The sequence below is a fragment of the Nocardia sp. NPDC004068 genome (assembly GCF_042874315.1).
In the GTDB taxonomy this organism is placed as follows: Bacteria; Actinomycetota; Actinomycetes; order Mycobacteriales; family Mycobacteriaceae; genus Nocardia.
This window is the reverse complement of record NZ_JBIAMW010000001.1, coordinates 354,140-372,129: the sequence shown is the minus strand read 5'-3', so window position 1 is coordinate 372,129 and position 17,990 is coordinate 354,140. Positions and strand designations below refer to the sequence as shown.

Sequence of the window (17,990 nt, the reverse complement as noted above, 5' to 3'; positions counted from 1 at the left end):
CCATGTCGTTCCAGCCGATCCGCTGGTCACCGCCGTCGGCGACGCCGCGTGCCCGCGAAACCCACAGCACCCCACCCATGCCCACCCCGCGCCTGCTGCCCCTGCCCGCCGCCGGACCCGAGGACGTGGTGGTCGCGCCGGACGGCAGAGTGCTGTGCGGCGTCGACGACGGGTCGCTGCTGGCGGTCGACCCCACCGACGGCACGGTTGAGCGGATCGGTCACACCGGCGGCCGCCCCCTCGGCCTGCACGCCAATCCCGACGGTTCGGTCCTGATCTGCGATTCGGTGCGCGGGCTGCTGCGGCTGGCCGAGCCGAACGCCGAGGTGGAGGTCCTCGTCGGCGAAATCGACGGGCGGCCAGTGAATTTCGCGAGCAATGTCGTCGCCGACGCCGACGGCACCATCTACTTCACCGCCTCCACCACCCGCTACTCCCTCGACGAGTACATGGGCGACGTCCTCGAGGGTTCCCGCACCGGCCGCCTGTTCCGCCGCACCCCCGACGGCGCCGTCGAAACTTTGCTGGACGGCCTCAAATTCGCCAACGGCCTCATCCTCGCCCCCGACCGCTCCTGCCTGCTCGTCGCCGAGACCGCGGGCTACCGCATCACCCGCTACCACCTCACCGGCCCCCACACCGGCGCCACCGACCCTCTCGTCGAGAACCTCCCCGGCTTCCCCGACAATATGGGCCTCGGCACCGACGGCCTGGCCTGGGTCACCCTCGTCACCCCCCGAAACCCGTTGCTGGACAAGCTCCTTCCGCTGCCCGGCCTCCTGCGCCGCCTCACCTGGTCCATCCCCGAGGCCCTCCGCCCCAAACCCGTCAAGACCGCCTGGGTCCAGGCCTACGACTTCGACGGCACCCTGATCCACGACCTCCAACGCGAACCCGACGTCTACTCGATGGTCACCGGCGTCGCCGAACAGAACGGCACCCTGTACCTCGGCAGCCTCACCGAACCCGCGATAGCGGTCACCCACCTGCCGGGCTGAGGCTCACCCTCGCTGGGACTCCTCCTGGGCGTGCTGGGCCTGCACGAGTTGCTGTGGGGTGTACCGCAAGGCGAGGGCTATCAGGCCCACGATGATCGCGCCGATTCCGCACACGAACAGGACCAGGGTGTAACCGCTTCCGAGCGCGGCGATTTCGCTGGGGGTCATATCGGCGGCGCGGCCGGTGCGTCCGCCGAGGGCCAGGGTGCGGGAGGCGGCTACCGGGGACAGGACCCCGACGGCCAAGGGGGTGCCGAGGTTGAAGATCATCTGGCCGATGGCCGAGAGCGGTCCCACGTCGTTGACGGGGACGCCGACCAGCAGGCACAGCGGGGCGATGACGATGACGATGCCGACGCCCAGGCCCGCGCCGGTGAGCAGCAGCAGGAGGGTGGGGAAGTAGGCGACGCCGCCGTCGAGGGTGGAACCGTACAGGCCCGCGACGGAGAGGAAGACCGCGGCCACGAGCAGCAGCCAGCGGGGGCGGATGTGGAGCGCGCCCTTGGAGGCGACGGCGGTGCCGACGCCCGCGCCGAGGGTGAACGGGATGGAGGCCAGACCCGCGACGAGGGGGCTGTAGCCGATGACGTTCTGGAGGAACTGCGCGACGAAATAGGTCATCGCGCCGAGCACGCCCGAACCCAGCAGCAGGGCCACGAATGTCACCACGCGATCGCGGTCCCGGAACAGCGTCAGCGGCACCACCGGATTGTCGGCGTAGCGTTCGGCGAACACGAAGGCCACCAGCAGCAGCACACCCGCGACCAGCGAGCCGATGATGTACCAACTGTCCCAACCCATTTCGGGTCCCTCGGTCGCGCCGAACACGATCGCCGCGCAGGCCAGCGTGCCCAGCACCGAACCGCGCACGTCGAGCGCGAGCCGATGATGGGTGGTGTCGCGCAACTTGTAGATCGCCCCGAGCAGGATCAACACCCCGATCGGCACATTGATCCAGAAGATCAGCCGCCAATCCAGTTGCGTCAGCGCGCCGCCCAGCACGAGCCCGCCGACCGAACCCACCCCGGCCATCGAACCGAAGATCGCGATGGCCCGATTGCGCACCGGCCCAGGGGCGTACGTGCTCACCACCAACGCCATGGCCGAGGGCGCCGCGACGGCCGCGCCGCTGCCCTGGATCGCGCGCGCGATGATCAGCATCGCCTCGTTCTGCGCCAGACCGCACGCCAGCGACGCCAGCGTGAACAGCGAAACCCCGATGATCAGCATGCGTTTGCGACCGAACAGGTCCCCCAGCCGCCCGCCGAGCAGCATGAGCCCGGCGAAGGTGAGGCCGTACGCGGTGACAGTCCACGCGCTGCCCGAATTGGACAGCCCCATCTGCTCCTGCAACCGCGGCAGCGCCAGGATGACGATGGTCCCGTCCAGGATCACCATCAGCTGCAACCCGCTGAGCACCAGGATCGGCAGCCCGAAGGCCCGCGTGGTCACCGGATAATGCATCGTCGCGGCGGGGTTATCGAGCACAGTGACTCACTGTATCGGATATCGGTACCCCGTCCGGGGCCCCTCACGCGCCCGCCGACGCGTGATCGGCGAGCGCGTCCGCGCTGAACGCGGCGGTCGGGCCGATGACGATGATCGCCGGTGGCCGAATGCCTTCGGCGCGAACACGTTCCGCGACGCTGCCCAGTTCGGCGCGCAACACCCGTTGGGTGCGCAGGCTGCCCTCCTGGATCACGGTCACCGGGGTGTCGGCCGGTCGGCCGCCGTCGATCAGCGCGGTCGCGAACTGCTCGATCCGCTCGACGGCCATCAACAGCACGATCGTGCCGCGCAGCCGAGCCAGGGCGGGCCAATCCACCAGCGAATCCGGATGATCGGGCGCCACATGCCCGCTGACCACCACGAATTCGTGGGTGACCCCGCGATGGGTGACCGGAATCCCGGCCAGCGCGGGCACCGAGATCGCGCTCGTCACCCCGGGCACCACCGTCACCGGCACCCCCGCGGCCGCGCACGCCTCGACCTCCTCGAAGCCGCGCCCGAACACATAGGGGTCGCCCCCCTTGAGCCGCACCACGAACTTCCCCGCCTTGGCCCCCTCGATGAGCGCGGTGTTGATCGCCTCCTGGGCCATGGCCCGCCCGTACGGGATCTTGGCCGCGTCGACGACCTCGACCTCGGGCGAGAGTTCGGCCAGCAGTTCCGGCGGCGCGAGCCGGTCGGCGACAACGAGATTGGCGCGGGCCAGCAGGCGGCGGCCGCGCACGGTGATCAGATCGGGATCGCCGGGCCCGCCGCCGACCAGCGCCACCCCCGGGGCCATCGGATCCGCGTCCTCGGCCACCACACCCGACTGCAACGCCTCGAGCAGGGCCGTGCGGACCGCGGCCGAGCGGCGATGCCGCCCGCTCGCCAGCACACCGAGCGTCAGGCCCTCGTAGCGGGCGGTCGCCGGTGTCACGGCCGTGCCGAGCCGCGCGTTGTCGGCGCGCACGCAGAAGATCCGCCGCCGCGTCGCCTCCGCGACGACGGCCGCGTTGGTCTCCGGCTCGTCCGTGCAGGCCATCGCGTACCAGGCGCCGTCGAGGTCGCCGTCGGCGTAGTCGCGCAGGTCGAGGGTGAGTTGCCCGGCGGTCGCCATCGCCTCCACGGCCGGGGTGACCGCCCGGCTCACGAGATGCACCCGCGCCCCGGACGCGATCAGCAGGCCGAGCCGCCGCTGCGCGACGGTGCCGCCGCCGATGACGACGACACGACGGCCCGCGAGATCGAGCCCGACCAAGTAGTTCGGGTCACCGGCATGCTGGTCATCTGGGTGGTTCGGCACAAGGGTCGAGCCTACGGGAACTGGGACGGACCGCTCAGAACCGCCCGAGCACCTTGGTCGGCGTCACCCGCACCAGCACCCGGTCGGCGTCGTTCACCGACGCCGGATTGAATTCGGCGTAGGGCTTGCCGGTGTACTTCAGCGACAGCTTGTTCGGCCATTCGCGGTCCGGGTCGGGCGTGATCGTCGCGGTGCCGCGGATCTCGGCGTAGAGGTACGGGTTGTCGGGCGGGCTGATCAGTACGGTGACGCGGGGGTCGCGGGCGAGGTTCTTGTACTGCTGGCGGGAGACCGTGGTGGAGAACAGCAGTTCGTCGCCGTCGCGTTCGATCCAGACCACGGTGAGGTGAGCCTGGCCGTCGCGGGCGAGGGTCGCCACGGTGGCGAAGGGTTTGCCGTCGTCGAGGTAGTTCTTCAAGTCTGCGGAGAATTCGACCGTCACGTCCGAAGCGAACCGGCCCGGCGGCAGGGAAATTCCCTATGCTGCGACCATGCGACGAGCCGCGTTCCGGATCCTGGCATTGACGGTCCTGCTGGTGGCCTGCGCCCCGGTCGCGGCGGCCGACGAACCCCTGGGTTCGGCGGACGCGGTGGAGAGCGCGTACACGGCCCCGGGTCCCTGGGCGGTGAGCGCGCTCGAGCATTTCGGCTGCTGTGATCCGACCGGTGCGGCCTACGACGTCTGGTATCCGACCGATCTCGGCGCGCGCGGCGTCCGGCATCCGATCCTCACCTGGGGCGACGGCACGTCGGCGGTGCCGCGCCAATACGACTATCTCCTCCGGCATCTCGCCTCGTGGGGTTTCGTCGTGGTCGCCACCGAGAATCAGAACACCGGTTCCGGTGACGAAATCCTGTCCGCCGCACGGTATCTCATCGACCAGGCCGCCGACCCGGCGAGCGTCTTCCACGACAAGTTGAATACCGCGGCCGTCGGCGCGATCGGCCACTCCCAGGGCGCGACCGGGGCGGTCAACGCGCTCATCGAGTCGGACGGGCTCATCGAAACCGCTGTGGCGGTGGAGATTCCGGCCCAGATGTTCTGTTCGACCCCGCGGCGGTGCGTCGACACCCATCGCGTGTCGTCGGGTTCGGTGTTCTTCGTCAACGGCGCCGACGACGCGTTCGTCTCGCCGTCGGAGAACCTGCCGGGGCTCACCGGTCTGCAATCGAACCACGCCTACTACGACGCCGTCCCGCCCGGGGTGCCGAAGACGTGGGGAACGCTGAACCGGGCCAACCACAACGACATTCAGGGCCAGCCCGACTGCGCCCGCGCCTCGATCCCCTGCACCAGCGGCGTCCAGGGCTACCTCGGCTACCCCACCGCGTGGCTCGCGGCCCGGCTGTGGGGCGCCGACGACGCGCGCCGGGCCTTCGAGCCGGGCACCGGCGAGTTCTATCGCCCGAATCCCGAGTGGCGCAACCAGATCGGCGCGCGCTGAGCGGTCAGAAGGTCGCGCCCTCCTGCACCCAGTGGAAGCCGCGCCCGCGGGCCGGGAAACTGTCGGGGTCGAGCCGGTCGAGGGTGACGGTGACCGGACGGCCGTCGAGTTGCCCGTCGAGCACGAGACGATCCGGCGTCGGCCGCTGGTAGGTGAGGCTGCCCGACATATCCCCGTGCCGGGACGAGCCGGGGCGATAGTCCCCGGCGTTGTCGGCGGGTGCGAGGTCCAGTCGGCGCGCGTCGGTGTCCACGCGCGCCCGCAGCGGCACGAGTTCGCCATCGATGCGCTGGTACTCCATGATCTCCGGCTGATCGAAAACGATGCGTCGCCAGCGGGTTTCGTCGGTGAGCAGCGGCGGCACCGGTTGCCCGTCGCGGGTGAACTCGGCGACCGTCCAGATCCCGTACAGCGGTGGCCGTTCCCTGTGCGGTCCCAGTTCCTCCCACGCCTGCCACGACAGCGGAATCAGCGCCGCCAGTAGCCACGCCGCCAGCGCGGCCTGCCCGACCGCGGCCCACCGCCGCCCGCGCCGGGTGCGGAACGGGTACGGCGCGTGCGAGGGCGGGGCGGTCCGATTCGCCACCAGCACCTCGAACAGCCGCCGCGCCTCCGGCGCCAGCAGCACCAGACCCATCAGCAGCAGATGCCCGGACAGGATCTTCACCGGCACGTCGAAGGTCATGTTCAGCACGAACACCTGCGCCATGCTGATCACGGCGAGCATCGCGCCCAGCAGCGCGGTCCGCGGCACGAAAAGCAGCAGTCCCGCAAGCACTTCCGCGGTCCCCAGCAGGATCTCGTACGGCTGCGACACACCGACCTGATTCCACAGCACCCCCATCGGGGCGAGATTGCCGAACGGTTCGAGCAGCGTCGCCAGGCCGGGTTCGGGCATCTGCGTCGGAATCATCTTGGCGAATCCGTAGAAAAGCATCTGCCCGCCCACACACATGCGGATGAACAGCAGGAACCACCCGGCCAGACGGCGATGGTCCCGCGCGCTCCGATCCACCACCGACCACACCAGCGTGCCGACCACCGACACCACCAGCAGACAGAACAGCAGCACCCAGAACACGGCCTGATCCCCGCTGCCGGTGTCGCGCACCGCCGCGTCGACGCCGAAGACGCCGCGCCCCACCCGACGCAACAGTGGCTCCAGCACATGCGCCTGCCACATGACCGCGTCCTCGGGCAGCCACCGTATCGCCCAGCCCAGGAAGACCGTCACCGGCTGCGGATAGGTCAGGCAGAACAGGCCGAAATACAGGAAGCAGAACCGGAAGGCGATCCGCGTCACCGGGGACCAGCCCGGCCGCGGCGAATCCTCCTGTCGCGCTTCGGGTTCCGCCACGGCGACCACAGTTCCCACGCCCACTCCCCTGCTCGATGGTGATCCGACCAGCCCACGATAGGAATGCCGACCCCTCGTCCGCCTCCAGGAAATCCCTGGGAATCCCCTGGTTTCCCGATCCTCCCCACGGCCTACGTGCCCGCCCCACCCCGGCGCCCGTCCCGGTCACCGGTACTGGCCGTACCGGCCCGCCGAATCCGCTCCGCACACTCACTGGAACGCGTTACATTCCACCCACCATTTTCCTTGTTCAGGAGGGCAGACCAATGACGGTCGATCCCGACCGCGACCCCGGGCATCGGTATCAGCTGACCACCAGCGCGCTCGATCTCGACGATCTCTCCGAGCGCCTGACGCGGTGGCTGGCCGGGAAGGTCCGGGCCGACGGCGCGCCGACGATCAGCAACCTCACCCGGCCGCAGGCGGGCGGTCTGTCGAGCGGGTCGGTGCTGTTCGACGCGGCGTGGGAACGGGACGGCCGCACCGAATCCGCCTCGTACGTGGTGCGGATGCCGCCGGAGACGGGCGCGCTGCCGGTCTTCCCGACCTACGACCTGCCGATGCAGTACGGGGTGATGGCGGGCGTGGCCGAACACACCGATGTGCCGGTGCCGCCGCTGTACTGGCTGGAGAACGACGAATCCGTGCTCGGCGCACCGTTTTTCGTGATGGGCCGGGTGGACGGGCGGATTCCGGAGGACAACCCGCCGTACGTGTTCGTCGGCTGGTTGTTCGACGCCTCGCCCGCGGACCGGCTGCGGTTGACCCGCGCGACGGTCGAGGTGATCGCGAAGCTGCACGCCATTCCCGAGCCCGCCGCGAAGTTCCCCCTGCTCGCCACGGGCGCGGAGTCCTCACTGCGGCACCATTTCCGGGTGCAGCGGGAGTGGTACGACTGGGCGCTGGCCCGTGATGGGTATCGAATCCCGTTGCTGGAGCGCGCCTTCGACTGGCTGGACGACAATTTCCCCGCCGATCCGGGGCCCGATGTGCTCAGTTGGGGCGATGCTCGGCCGGGCAACATCATCTATCGGGGGTTCGAGCCCGCGGCCGTGCTGGACTGGGAGATGGCGGCGCTGGGTCCGCGGGAGCTGGATCTGGGGTGGCTGATCTTCATCCACCGGTTCTTCCAGGACATCGCGACCCAGTTCGATCAGCCCGGCCTGCCCGATTTCCTGCGGCGCTCGGATGTGGTGTCGCACTACGAGAGCGTCACCGGGCACGCCCCGCGCGATCTGGACTGGTACCTGGTCTACAGCGCGCTGCGGCACGGCATCGTCATGGCCCGCATCAAGCGCCGGATGATCCACTTCGGCGAGGACACCGACACCGACGACCGCGACAACTACGTCATGCACCGCGCGAGCCTGGAGGCACTGCTCGCGGGGACCTACCAATGGGATTGAGCCACAGCGCTTCACGAGGAGAGCCCGTGTCCGACAGCCACGCACCCGTCCCCCTGGACGAGTATCCGATCCATCAGACCCCGTTGTCGCTGGCGCGCGTCGCCACCAGCGACCGGAACTTCTACGACCGTAGCTATTTCAACGCCCACGATCGCGACGGCGGCACCTTCCTGATCACGGGGATGGGACTGTATCCGAACCTCGGGGTGGTCGACGCCTACGCGCTGGTGCGGCGCGGGGATATCCAACGGGCCGTGCGGTTCTCCGACGCGCTCGAGACCCGCGACCTCGAGATGCGGGTCGGTGGCTACCGCGTGGAGATCCAGGAACCGTTGCAGCGCGTGCGCATCGTGTGCGAGCACGACGACCTGAGTTTCGATCTCACGTGGAACGGCTCGTTCCCCGCGGTGTTGGAACAGCCGCATCAGATCCTGACGGGCAACCGGCCCATCATCGACGCGCAGCGGTTCGCACAACTGGGCAGCTGGTCAGGGACGCTGCACGTCGACGGCACGGATATCGCGGTCGACCCGGCGGTGTGGCTGGGCAGCCGCGACCGGTCCTGGGGCATCCGGCCCGTCGGCGAGGCGGATCCGCCCGGCCGCGCCGCCGACGAGGGTTCGGGCGGCTTCTGGTGGCTGTACGTGCCGCTGCGGTTCGACGAGTTCTCGATCATCGTCATCGTGCAGGAGAATCCGGACGGCTACCGCACCCTCAACGACGCCGTGCGGATCTGGCCCGACGGCCGCGTCGAACAACTCGGCTGGCCCCGCGTCCACATCGAATACCGTTCCGGCACAAGACATCCCGTCGCCGCGAGATTGGACCTCACCACCCCCGACGGCAAACCCCTCGAGGTCGAGATCCACCCGAAGACCTTCGTCCCCCTGCACATCGGCTGCGGCTACGGCGGCGACCCCGACTGGCAACACGGCCGCTGGATGGGCCGCGACTGGACCTCCAGCGTCCGCTACGACCTCACCGCCCCCGACATCGCCCCCCGCATCCCCTGGGGCGTCATCGACCACGTCGCCCACGCCCGCTGCGGCGACGCCGAGGGCTGGGGCCTCTTCGAACACGCCAGCATGGGCCGCCACGACCCCACCGGCTTCACCGACTGGACCTCGGTGGCGCCGTAGGCGGATTGCCGTCGTGGCCCCGCGATGCCGCTCTACCCGGGCGCGCTGAATGCCGTCCCCAGCGGTGCCGTTCTACCCGGTGCGCTAGGTTCGGATGGTGGCCAAGCTGGGGCGAAGGGTGGTCGAGGCGGCGGAAGCGGTGCTGGCGCAACGGAAGTATGTGGCGGCGGTCGATGTGTTCGTTCGGTTGGGGTGGGGGCGGGCCGGTCAGGTGGACGCGTGGCGGCAGGGGCGGGTGGGGTCGCTGGAGCGGGTGCTCGCGGTGGACGGGCGGCGGATGCGGGACGCGGCGGAACTGCTCGGCGCGTGGGCGCGGGAGCGCGGGCTCGGCGCGAGTACCGCGACGTATCTGTCGGGCGGGCGGGATCGGGAGGCGCTGCGGTTCACCGACGACGGCGCGGACGAGATCTTCCGCGTGCACTGGCTGCCCGCCGATCTCAGCCCGGCGCGGCGCGATCAGCTCGTGCGACGGCAGAACAAGGCACCCGACCTGACCGTCGTCGAGACGGCCGAGCCGTGGACCTGCGTGGAATGCCAAGAGACCGGGCCGTATTCGATCACCTCGGCCGCGGGCCCGCTCTGCCTGACCTGCGCCGACCTCGACCACCTCGAATTCCTCCCCGCGGGCGACGCCGCCCTGAGCCGCCGCGCGAAAAAGGAGAGCACGCTCGCCGCGATCGTGGTCCGCCTCAACCGCCGCCGCAAACGCTACGAACGCACCGGCATCCTCGTCGAGGAGGCCGCCCTCGTCCGCGCCGAACAGCAATGCCTCGCCGACGAGGACGCCCGCGCCCGCCGCCGCGACCGCGACCGCCTCCGCCGCGAAACCCAGGACGTCGAATTCGCCACCCGCATGGCGAAGGAGATCCGCACCCTGTTCCCCGCCTGCCCCGCGGACCGCGCCGCCGAGATCGCCGAGCACGCCTCGGTCCGGGGCAGCGGCCGGGTGGGCCGCACCGCCGCCGCCAAGGTCCTCTCCGCCGAGGCCCTCACCCTCGCGGTCATCGCCTCGATCCGGCACCGGGACACCGACTACGACGAATTGCTGATGACCGGCGTGCCGCGCGCGGAGGCCCGGACTCGCATCCGGGCCCGGGTCGACCAGGTGCTCGACAGCTGGCGTGGCTAACTCGCGGGGGTGAGGAAGTCGGCGTCGAGGAACGTGCCGTAGTCGGGCAGCCGCACCGAGCCGTCGATCGATCCCTGTCCCTTGGCCCAATCGCCTTGCGCGGCAAGGGTTTGCGCGAGGTCGGGGCGCAACTGGAGGGTGAAGTCGAACTCCCCCAGGATCTTCCCGACGAGATCCGCGGGCAGTTGCGTCGCGGCGGCCACGGCGGCGACCGCCGCGTCCGAGCGCGCGGTCAGCTGCCCGCCCGCCTCGTTCAGCGCGGCGAAGAACGACGACAGCTCGGACTTCTTCCCCGCGACCGCGGTATCGCTGGCCAGATACAGGCTGTGCTGGTTGTAGGCGTCGCCGCCGAGTGCGATCGCGTCGTCGCCGAGGGCCGCGATCACCTGGGCCTGATACGGCTGGAAGATCGCGATCGCGTCCACATTGCGCTGCGTCGCCGCGGTCACCGTGGCCGACGGCGCGACCTGGACCAGTTTGGCGGTAACCGCGCTGTGCGACAACGTATTCGACGCGAAGTACGCCGCGCTGGTGCCCAGCGGCGTCCCGATCGTCCGCCCCGCCAGATCCTCGACCCGCCCGATGCCCGCGCTGCGCCGCGCCACGACCCGCGAACCCTGCCACCGCGATCCGTCCCCGACGACGCGCAGGCCGGGTGAGCGGGTCAGCGCCGCCGAGGTCGGCACGTCGGCGGCGGTGGTGACGTCGACCTGGTGCGCGGCCAGGGCCTGCAATGCCTCGACCCCGGTGGAGAAGTTGACGACCTTCACCTTCAGGCCGTGCTTGTCGAAGTAGCCGCCCTGCTGGGCGACCGGGATCTGCGCCCAGGACGGGTCGACGACGAATCCCACTGTGAGCGTGCCGGGTTCGGAGGTGTCGGCGGTGCAGGCCGTCAACGGCAGCAGCAGGGCGAGGAAGGCGGCCACGGCCGCGACGGGACGACGGAGATGCTGGATCATGAGTGTTCGATTCCGAGTTCGTGATGGAGGGTTCGGCGGAGTTCGCTGTAGCCGGGTTGGTCGGCGAGGGTGTCGGCGGGCCGGGGACGGTCCAGCGGGTTGGTGATCCGGTTGGTGACGCGGCCGCCGGTCAGCACGCCGATCGTGTCCGACAGCCGGATCGCCTCGTCGACGTCGTGGGTGACGAAAACGACGGTGCGCCGCAACCGGTTCCACAGGTCGATGAGCAGATCCTGCATCCGCAGGCGGGTGAGGGCGTCGAGCGCGGCGAACGGCTCGTCCATGAGCATGATCTCGGGCTCCCCCGCGAGCATCCGGGCGAGGCCGACGCGCTGCCGCATCCCGCCGGACAGCTGATTGGGTCGTTTGCGCCCGACGTCGGCGGGCAGGCCGACGAGATCGAGCAGTTCCGCGATCCGCTCCCGACGCCGCCGGGCATCGTAACGGCTTGCGCGCAGGGCGAATTCGATATTGGCGGCCACGCTCATCCACGGGAAGAGGACATCGCGCTGGAACGCCACCCCGCGCCGCGGATCGGGGCCGAGCACCCGCTCGCCATTGTCGGTGACCCCGCCCGAGGTGGGCGGCACCAGCCCGGCCAGGCAGTGCAGCAGCGTCGATTTCCCGCTGCCCGAGGCCCCCACGAGGACGGTGAAGGATCCGTCGGGGACGGTCAGGTCCACGCCGCGCAGCGTCGGATGCGGATTGTTCGGATAGCGGACCACCAGGTCGCGCGTCGCGATGGCCATTCAGCGCACCTCCCGTGCCCAGCGCACGAACGGCGTCGTGAGCGCGGCGATCAACAGGTCGCACACCGCGCCCAGCACGCCGAGCACGATCAGGCAGAAGATCATCCGATCCGCCTGCGAGAACAGCTGGGCCTGATAGATCCGATACCCGATACCCGCTGTGGTGCCGGTCATCTCGGCCACGACGATCAGCACGAACGCCATCGCCGCCCCGACCCGCAGGCCCGCGACCACATCCGGCACGGCCTCGGGAATGACGATCCGGGTCAACGTCTGCCATCGGCTCGCACCCAGACAGCGCGCGGCCTGGAGATAGTCGGCGGGGGTGCCCGCGAAGCCGGAGTGGCTGTTCATCCACACCGGGACGAACACGCCGAGCGCGACGACGAGGATCTTGCTGTTCTCCCCCAACCCGAACCACAGGATGGCCAGCGGCACCAGCCCGATCGTCGGCACCGGCGCCAGCAGCCGCAGCACCGGTTGCAGCAGGCTCCGGCCCGTGCGGGTGTTCGAGGTGACGATCGCGGCCGCGATCCCCGCGAGCCCGCCGACCCCCCAACCGAGCAGCGCCCGTTGCAGACTCGCCCCGACATCGGGCAGCAGCAACCCGTCCGACCACAGCGTGTGCCCGGCGCGGACGATCTGCGGCACGGTCGGAAACAGCTGGCGCGGAAAGACATTCGTCGCCGCCACGAGCGACCAGACGACCGCGGCCAGGGCCAGACCGGCCGCGGTGCCGCCGATCACCCGCCAGCGCCGCGCCCCGCGCGCGGGCGACGACCACCACCCGCGGGTCGGCGCGGCGGCGTCCGCGGCGGCGGAATCGTTGCGGCCGAGGCTCGTTCGCAGCGTGGAGGTCATAACGTCCGGCCTTCCCGAGCGGAGGCGCGCAGATCCACCGCGGTGTGCGGGGAGCGTGGCGCGCCGAGGGGAACCCACTCGAACGGCACCGCCTGCGCCCGATACACCAGTGGGGTCGTGGTGAGCCGATCCACGCCGGGCACACGGGGTTCGTGCACCTCCGGTTCCCCGGCGACCCCGCGACCGAGGTAGGGCGACACGTACTCCCACACCACCCGGCCGTCGGGGGTGACCTGGAAGATCCGCCCCTGCATCCCCTCGGTGACCAGGGTGTTGCCGTTGGGCAGCCGCTGCGCGTTGCTGACGAACGAGCTGAAGAACGTCCACGACGGCAGACCCGAATCCTCGGCGGTGTACTGCCAGACGATCTGCTCGGTCACCGGATCGATCTCGAGCACCCGCGACCCCGCGTAGATGCCCAGCGGCGCGGGCGGATACCCGGCTCCGCCCTGATTGTCGAAGACGAGAATGTTGCCCGCGCCGGGCAGGCCGTCGGCGATGAGATGCGGATTGTGCTGTCCGGAGATCTGATCGAGCGGGCGCGGCACCTTGTGCGCGTTGATCCGCTGATGCTGGGACCCCGCCGCGTCCGCGAAGTACGGGCCCAGCCGCCACACGATGGATCCGGTGGCCTTGTCGATCAACGCGACGATATTGGCCTTGCGGGAACTGATCAGGATGTTGTCGGGCTGGAACACCCCCTCCGGGTCCGCGCGATGCCAGCGGTTGGGGCCCAGCGTCTTGGCGCTGTTGAGTTCGAGGTAGCCCCACGGGTCGTCCGGGTCGCGGGCGACGGTGTCGCGCAACGCCTTCCAGCCCGCCTCGGAGAAGCCGAACTCGTCGAGGTGATCCCCGGCGCGCCACTCCCAGACGATCTCGCCGTCCGGAGCCACCTCGTACAGACCCTGATCACCGACGACGTGCGGGCCCAGTGCGGGAACCGCGCGCGGGACGGTGACCAGCAGCAGCCGGTTGCCGTTCGGCAGCAGTTCCCAGTCGTGGTTCTGGCGCGCGGCGCCGCCCGGCGCCTGCTCGCCCCACTCCCACACCCGTTCCCCGGACCAGGTGAGTTGTCCCACAGTGCCATTGGCGTAGATGCCGCCGCGCGGGTCGCCGCTGGGCGACAGTTGCACGCCGACGTCGCCGAGGCGGCCGCCGGTGAGCGCCGGATCGATGACGCGGGGCGGGACGCCCGCGAAGGGCCACTCGTGGCGGACCTCGCCGGTCAGGTCGATGAGCCGGGTGACGGAGTCCGCGCCGGTGAACAGGACGTAGCTGTCGTGGGCCGAGTCCGGGTCGAAATAGGTGACGCCGGTGAGTCTTACGAAGGCCATGCGACTACTCCATCAGTTCGTTGTTACGCACCCTGATCGCGGGTGTTACGAATCTAATCGATTTGCGTCGCACATCTTGCCGGTGAAGGCTGTAATAATCAGTACGATTTCAAGCCTGGCCGTTCGGTGCGCGGGCGAGCAGAGTGGGGCGAATGTGACTGTCGAACGCGCGACCCTCGCCGATGTGGCCCGGCGGGCGGGCACGTCCACGGCCGTGGTCAGCTATGTGCTCAACGGTGGCCCGCGGCCGGTGTCGGATCGGTTGCGCGCGCGGGTCGTGGCGGCGCTGGACGAGTTGAACTATCGGCCCGACCGCGCGGCGCGGGCGTTGCGGCGGCCGCGGCGCTGGCGGCATGTGGGCCTGCTGGTTCCGGATGTGCGGTTGCCGTTGTTCGGGACCCTGGTGGGGCACATCGAGGTCGAGGCGCGCGCCCGCGATCATCTGACGCTGATCGGCAACACCGGATACGACCCCGAGCGGGAGATCGAATTCGCCTCGGCCTTCGTGGATTCCGGGATCGAGGGGCTGATCGTGGTCGGCGGCGCCAATGGCGCGGCGACGGCGGAGCTGTGCCGGGGGGCGCGCATCCCGATCGTCTGGGTGCACAACAATCGCGACCCCGTCCGGTCGCAGGTGGTGGGGGCCGACCATGTGCGGGCGGGGACGCTGGCGGCCCGGCATCTGGTGGCGACGCATCGGCGCGAGAACGTCGCGTTCGTGGGCGGTTTCGCGGCGGGGGACGTCGAGCACGGGGATCGGGAGACCGTCGCGCAGCGGTTCGAGGGATACGCGGCGGTCGTGGGGTCGGTCCGGCACATCCGCACCGATCTCACGCCCGCGGGGGCGTATCGCGCGGTGCGCGAGCAACTGGCCGCCGGGGATCCGTTCGACGGCGTCGTCATCGGGACCTACGGGCAGGCCGCGGGAACGATGCGGGCGATCACGGACGCCGGGCTGCGGATTCCCGACGATATCGCGGTGGTCGGATACGACGCCGATACGGCGAATCCCTATGCGCCGCAGATTCTCACGGCCGTGCAGCAGCCGATCGACGAGATCGCGCGGGTGGCGTTGTCGCGGGTGCTGGCGGCGAGTGCGGCGGAGGCTCCGGCACCGATGGCGGTGCGGCTGGCGATCGGGGAGACCTGCGGGTGTTGAGTCAGGCGGGCCGCACGGGGGCCGCCGCGATGGTGACGCCGCGAATCACGCGCTTGGCGAACAGGAGTTCGGCGGATCCGGCGGCGGCGAGCGCGGCGGCCTCGGCGACGCTGGGCGTGCCGACCGACGCGACCGTGCGCGCGGCGGGCGTCGGTACCGGTATCCGGTCCAGTTCCGCGGCGGTGAAGGCGACGGTCGCGACTGCGAGTTCGTGTGCCGCGGCGAGGAATTGGGGGTCGGCGGCGCGGCGGTCGATGGTCGCGAGGCAGTGGATTCGGGCCGTGCCGAGGGCCGCGCGGATCGCGGTGACGAGCGTTTCGGCGGGGGTGCCGGGGCGGAAACCCACGCCCACGGCGAGTTCGACGGCGGGGTCAGTCATCGGCGCGGGCGGCGAATTCGCTTGCGGCGCCGACGAATCGGGCGATCATGTCGGGATTCCCGGCCGGGTGGGTGTGCAGGTAGGAGGCGTGCACGCGGTGGACCGCCGCGCCCTCGCGCACGGTCTCGCCGGTGGGGCCGCGCCAGGCCCACGCGGGGTGTTCCGAGCGGGATTCGGTAAGGCGGGTGCGGTGGAATTCGTGGCCGCGCACGCGTTGTCCGGCCGTCCAGAGCGCGGAGTCGGTCAGGGCCACGGCGTCTCGGTAGCCGAGGGTGAGGCGTGGGCCGAATTCCGCTGTGGCGTCGAGGACTCCGGCCATGCGGTGGCCGTCGAGGGAGCGAGTCAGGTAGAGCAGGCCCGCGCATTCGGCGTGGATGGGCAGGCCCTGGTTCGCGGCGGCGGCGACCGCGTCCAGTAGGCGGCTGTTGGCGGCGAGGTCGGCGGCGTGTTCCTCCGGGAAACCGCCGGGGAGCACCAAACCCGCTGTGCCGCTGGGGAGTTCGTCGTGCAGCGGGTCGAAGACCAGCACTCGCGCGCCTGCGGCCGCGAGCATCTCGCGATGTTCGGCGTAGCCGAAGGTGAAGGCGGGTCCACCGGCCATGGCCACCACGGTGTCTCGGGCGTGTTCCGGGGTCGGTACGGCCGCTTCGCCCGGCTCCCAGATGGGTCCTGTCATCCGCGCGTCCGCCAGCCGCACCACGGCCGGAAGATCCACATGCTTGGCCACGAGTTCGGTCATCGCGGCGACGGCGTTCCGCGCGGCGGTGCCGTGCTCGACGGCGGGGATCAGGCCCAGATGCCGTGAGGGAACGGCCAATTCGGCCATGCGGGGCAGGGCGCCCAGCACCGGGAGGCCCACCCGATCGCAGGCCGCCCGCAGCACCTGTTCGTGGCGTTCGCTGCCGACGCGATTCAGGATCACCCCGCCCAGCCGGATTCCGCTGTCGAAGGTGGCGAAACCGTGCAGCAGCGCGGCCAGGCTCTGGCTGTGGCCGCGGGCGTCGACGACGAGGACGACCGGGGCACCGAGCAGGGCGGCGACCTGGGCCGTGGAGCCCTCGGCGACGGGGCCGGTGTGGTGGTCGTCGATGCGGCCGTCGAACAGGCCCATCACGCCCTCGACCACGGCGATATCGCAGTCGCGGGCGCCGTGCCGGTACAGGGGCACCACCCGTTCGGCGCCGACCAGGACCGGGTCCAGATTGCGGCCGGGCCGTCCGGCGGCGAGGCCGTGATAGCCGGGGTCGATGTAGTCCGGGCCCACCTTGAACGGCGCCACCCGATGCCCCGCCGCGCGCAGCGCGCCGATCAAACCCGTCGCGAGCGTGGTCTTTCCGCTGCCCGAGGCGGGTGCGGCGATCACCACCGCGGGCGGGGGGATCACCATTCGATGCCCCGCTGGCCCTTGCGGCCCGCGTCCATCGGATGCTTCACCTTGCTCATCTCGGTGACCAGGTCGGCGGCGTCGAGGAGGGCCTGGGGCGCGTCGCGGCCGGTGATGACGACGTGCTGGTTCCCGGGCCGGTTCCGCAGCGTCTCGACCACCTCGTCCACATCGACCCAACCCCATTTCATCGGATAGGTGAACTCGTCGAGCACGTAGAACCGGTGCCGCTCCTCCCCGATGCGCCGCGCGATCTCCCGCCACCCCGCGAGCGCGTCGGCCGCGTGATCGGCCTCGCTCCCCTGCTTGCGCGCCCACGACCACCCCTCCCCCATCTTGTGCCATTCGACGGCCCCCCCGACCCCACTCTCCTCGTGCAACCGCCCCAGCGCCCGAAACGCCGCCTCCTCCCCCACCTTCCACTTCGCACTCTTCACGAACTGGAACACCGCCACATCGAACCCCTGATTCCAAGCCCGCAACGCCATCCCGAACGCCGCCGTCGACTTCCCCTTCCCCGCCCCCGTATGCACCGCCAATACCGGCAGATTCCGCCGCTGCCGAGTCGTCAACCCATCATCGGGCACCACCACCGGAACACCCTGAGGCATCACATCTCCTTCCGCTCCCGCCCACGTTGCCATACGCGTTCCCCTCCCCACCCCCACCCCCATACCTCACCAGCGCCAACCCACCCCTGCACCTCGCGACGCCCGACCCGCCCTTGCCCCTCGCCAGCCTCAACCCACCTCACCGCCTCGCCAGCCGCAACCCCTCGGTACCTCGCCAGCGCCAAGCCACCTCACGGCCTGGCCAGCGCCAAAGCCACCTCACTGGCTCGCCAGCGCCAAAGCCACCTCACGGCTTGGCCAGCGCCGACCCACCTCTGTACCTCGG

The 17,990-nt window shown here is 70.5% G+C and carries 17 protein-coding genes; 6 read left to right on the top strand and 11 right to left on the bottom strand.

The window, feature by feature from the left end; genetic code table 11:
- Positions 1-2: 2 nt before the first annotated feature.
- Positions 3-998, top strand: coding sequence for an SMP-30/gluconolactonase/LRE family protein (locus tag ACFYTQ_RS01690; protein ID WP_387356171.1), 996 nt, complete (start codon positions 3-5; stop codon positions 996-998).
- A gap of 3 nt (positions 999-1,001) precedes the next feature.
- Here ACFYTQ_RS01690 and ACFYTQ_RS01685 read toward each other — a convergent pair whose 3' ends face one another.
- The 3 genes from ACFYTQ_RS01685 to ACFYTQ_RS01675 form a co-directional block, all read right to left on the bottom strand.
- Positions 1,002-2,462 (bottom strand): MFS transporter, encoded by a 1,461-nt coding sequence (locus tag ACFYTQ_RS01685; RefSeq protein ID WP_387356987.1) that lies wholly within the window; start codon positions 2,460-2,462, stop codon positions 1,002-1,004.
- 67 nt (positions 2,463-2,529) lie between these two features.
- Positions 2,530-3,792 (bottom strand): uroporphyrinogen-III C-methyltransferase, encoded by a 1,263-nt coding sequence (gene cobA / locus ACFYTQ_RS01680; RefSeq protein WP_387356169.1) that lies wholly within the window; start codon positions 3,790-3,792, stop codon positions 2,530-2,532.
- A 34-nt stretch (positions 3,793-3,826) separates the two neighbouring features.
- Positions 3,827-4,234 (bottom strand): PPOX class F420-dependent oxidoreductase, encoded by a 408-nt coding sequence (locus tag ACFYTQ_RS01675; protein WP_387356167.1) that lies wholly within the window; start codon positions 4,232-4,234, stop codon positions 3,827-3,829.
- A gap of 49 nt (positions 4,235-4,283) precedes the next feature.
- Here ACFYTQ_RS01675 and ACFYTQ_RS01670 point away from each other — a divergent pair, with 49 nt between their 5' ends.
- Positions 4,284-5,237 carry a hypothetical protein gene (locus tag ACFYTQ_RS01670; protein WP_387356166.1) on the top strand — a complete coding sequence of 318 codons (954 nt, stop codon included), beginning with the start codon at positions 4,284-4,286 and terminating at the stop codon, positions 5,235-5,237.
- 4 nt (positions 5,238-5,241) lie between these two features.
- Here ACFYTQ_RS01670 and ACFYTQ_RS01665 read toward each other — a convergent pair whose 3' ends face one another.
- On the bottom strand, positions 5,242-6,612 hold the full coding sequence (locus tag ACFYTQ_RS01665; protein ID WP_387356164.1) for a DoxX family protein: 1,371 nt from the start codon (positions 6,610-6,612) through the stop codon (positions 5,242-5,244).
- 248 nt (positions 6,613-6,860) lie between these two features.
- On the opposite strand from ACFYTQ_RS01665, the gene ACFYTQ_RS01660 reads away from it, so the two are divergent.
- The 3 genes from ACFYTQ_RS01660 to ACFYTQ_RS01650 all read left to right on the top strand — a co-directional run bounded on the left by ACFYTQ_RS01660 (position 6,861) and on the right by ACFYTQ_RS01650 (position 10,268).
- Positions 6,861-8,000, top strand: coding sequence for a phosphotransferase family protein (locus ACFYTQ_RS01660; RefSeq protein ID WP_387356162.1), 1,140 nt, complete (start codon positions 6,861-6,863; stop codon positions 7,998-8,000).
- A 26-nt stretch (positions 8,001-8,026) separates the two neighbouring features.
- On the top strand, positions 8,027-9,139 hold the full coding sequence (locus ACFYTQ_RS01655) for a hypothetical protein (protein ID WP_387356161.1): 1,113 nt from the start codon (positions 8,027-8,029) through the stop codon (positions 9,137-9,139).
- A gap of 97 nt (positions 9,140-9,236) precedes the next feature.
- Positions 9,237-10,268, top strand: a complete 1,032-nt coding sequence (locus ACFYTQ_RS01650) for a DUF2293 domain-containing protein (protein ID WP_387356160.1) — start codon at positions 9,237-9,239, stop codon at positions 10,266-10,268.
- On the opposite strand, the gene ACFYTQ_RS01645 is transcribed toward ACFYTQ_RS01650, so the two are convergent.
- The 4 genes from ACFYTQ_RS01645 to ACFYTQ_RS01630 are packed head-to-tail and all read right to left on the bottom strand — an operon-like array spanning position 10,265 to position 14,171.
- On the bottom strand, positions 10,265-11,227 hold the full coding sequence (locus ACFYTQ_RS01645; RefSeq protein WP_387356159.1) for an ABC transporter substrate-binding protein: 963 nt from the start codon (positions 11,225-11,227) through the stop codon (positions 10,265-10,267). The two genes, ACFYTQ_RS01650 and ACFYTQ_RS01645, sit on opposite strands and share 4 nt — an antisense overlap.
- Positions 11,224-11,976, bottom strand: coding sequence for an ABC transporter ATP-binding protein (locus ACFYTQ_RS01640; protein ID WP_387356158.1), 753 nt, complete (start codon positions 11,974-11,976; stop codon positions 11,224-11,226). Before ACFYTQ_RS01640 ends, ACFYTQ_RS01645 begins: the two co-directional genes overlap by 4 nt.
- On the bottom strand, positions 11,977-12,837 hold the full coding sequence (locus tag ACFYTQ_RS01635; protein WP_387356156.1) for an ABC transporter permease: 861 nt from the start codon (positions 12,835-12,837) through the stop codon (positions 11,977-11,979).
- The gene (locus ACFYTQ_RS01630; protein ID WP_387356154.1) at positions 12,834-14,171 is read right to left on the bottom strand and encodes an aryl-sulfate sulfotransferase; all 1,338 of its coding nucleotides are present in this window, start codon (positions 14,169-14,171) and stop codon (positions 12,834-12,836) included. The genes ACFYTQ_RS01635 and ACFYTQ_RS01630 overlap by 4 nt, the downstream gene beginning before the upstream one ends.
- Positions 14,172-14,325: 154 nt before the next feature.
- Between ACFYTQ_RS01630 and ACFYTQ_RS01625 the strand changes: the two genes are divergently transcribed.
- Entirely contained in the window at positions 14,326-15,330 is a 1,005-nt protein-coding gene (locus ACFYTQ_RS01625; protein ID WP_387356153.1) for a LacI family DNA-binding transcriptional regulator, read from the top strand.
- Between the two features lies 1 nt (position 15,331).
- On the opposite strand, the gene ACFYTQ_RS01620 is transcribed toward ACFYTQ_RS01625, so the two are convergent.
- The 3 genes from ACFYTQ_RS01620 to cobO are packed head-to-tail and all read right to left on the bottom strand — an operon-like array spanning position 15,332 to position 17,704.
- Positions 15,332-15,709: a cobalamin biosynthesis protein gene (locus tag ACFYTQ_RS01620; RefSeq protein WP_387356152.1), complete on the bottom strand. Its 378-nt coding sequence runs from the start codon at positions 15,707-15,709 to the stop codon at positions 15,332-15,334.
- The gene (locus tag ACFYTQ_RS01615) at positions 15,702-17,096 is read right to left on the bottom strand and encodes a cobyrinate a,c-diamide synthase (protein ID WP_387356151.1); all 1,395 of its coding nucleotides are present in this window, start codon (positions 17,094-17,096) and stop codon (positions 15,702-15,704) included. The genes ACFYTQ_RS01620 and ACFYTQ_RS01615 overlap by 8 nt, the downstream gene beginning before the upstream one ends.
- Positions 17,090-17,704 (bottom strand): cob(I)yrinic acid a,c-diamide adenosyltransferase, encoded by a 615-nt coding sequence (gene cobO / locus ACFYTQ_RS01610; protein WP_387356150.1) that lies wholly within the window; start codon positions 17,702-17,704, stop codon positions 17,090-17,092. The genes ACFYTQ_RS01615 and cobO overlap by 7 nt, the downstream gene beginning before the upstream one ends.
- Between the last annotated feature and the right edge of the window lie 286 nt (positions 17,705-17,990).

What these genes read in the sequence shown, in the direction of transcription:
- ACFYTQ_RS01690 (WP_387356171.1), top strand. Translation starts at nt 3, where the DNA reads ATGTCGTTCCAGCCGATCCGCTGGTCACCGCCGTCGGCGACGCCGCGT.
- ACFYTQ_RS01685 (WP_387356987.1), bottom strand. Translation starts at nt 2,462, where the DNA reads ATGCATTATCCGGTGACCACGCGGGCCTTCGGGCTGCCGATCCTGGTG.
- ACFYTQ_RS01670 (WP_387356166.1), top strand. Translation starts at nt 4,284, where the DNA reads ATGCGACGAGCCGCGTTCCGGATCCTGGCATTGACGGTCCTGCTGGTG.
- ACFYTQ_RS01660 (WP_387356162.1), top strand. Translation starts at nt 6,861, where the DNA reads ATGACGGTCGATCCCGACCGCGACCCCGGGCATCGGTATCAGCTGACC.
- ACFYTQ_RS01645 (WP_387356159.1), bottom strand. Translation starts at nt 11,227, where the DNA reads ATGATCCAGCATCTCCGTCGTCCCGTCGCGGCCGTGGCCGCCTTCCTC.
- ACFYTQ_RS01640 (WP_387356158.1), bottom strand. Translation starts at nt 11,976, where the DNA reads ATGGCCATCGCGACGCGCGACCTGGTGGTCCGCTATCCGAACAATCCG.
- ACFYTQ_RS01635 (WP_387356156.1), bottom strand. Translation starts at nt 12,837, where the DNA reads ATGACCTCCACGCTGCGAACGAGCCTCGGCCGCAACGATTCCGCCGCC.
- ACFYTQ_RS01630 (WP_387356154.1), bottom strand. Translation starts at nt 14,171, where the DNA reads ATGGCCTTCGTAAGACTCACCGGCGTCACCTATTTCGACCCGGACTCG.
- ACFYTQ_RS01620 (WP_387356152.1), bottom strand. Translation starts at nt 15,709, where the DNA reads ATGACTGACCCCGCCGTCGAACTCGCCGTGGGCGTGGGTTTCCGCCCC.
- ACFYTQ_RS01615 (WP_387356151.1), bottom strand. Translation starts at nt 17,096, where the DNA reads ATGGTGATCCCCCCGCCCGCGGTGGTGATCGCCGCACCCGCCTCGGGC.
- cobO (WP_387356150.1), bottom strand. Translation starts at nt 17,704, where the DNA reads ATGCCTCAGGGTGTTCCGGTGGTGGTGCCCGATGATGGGTTGACGACT.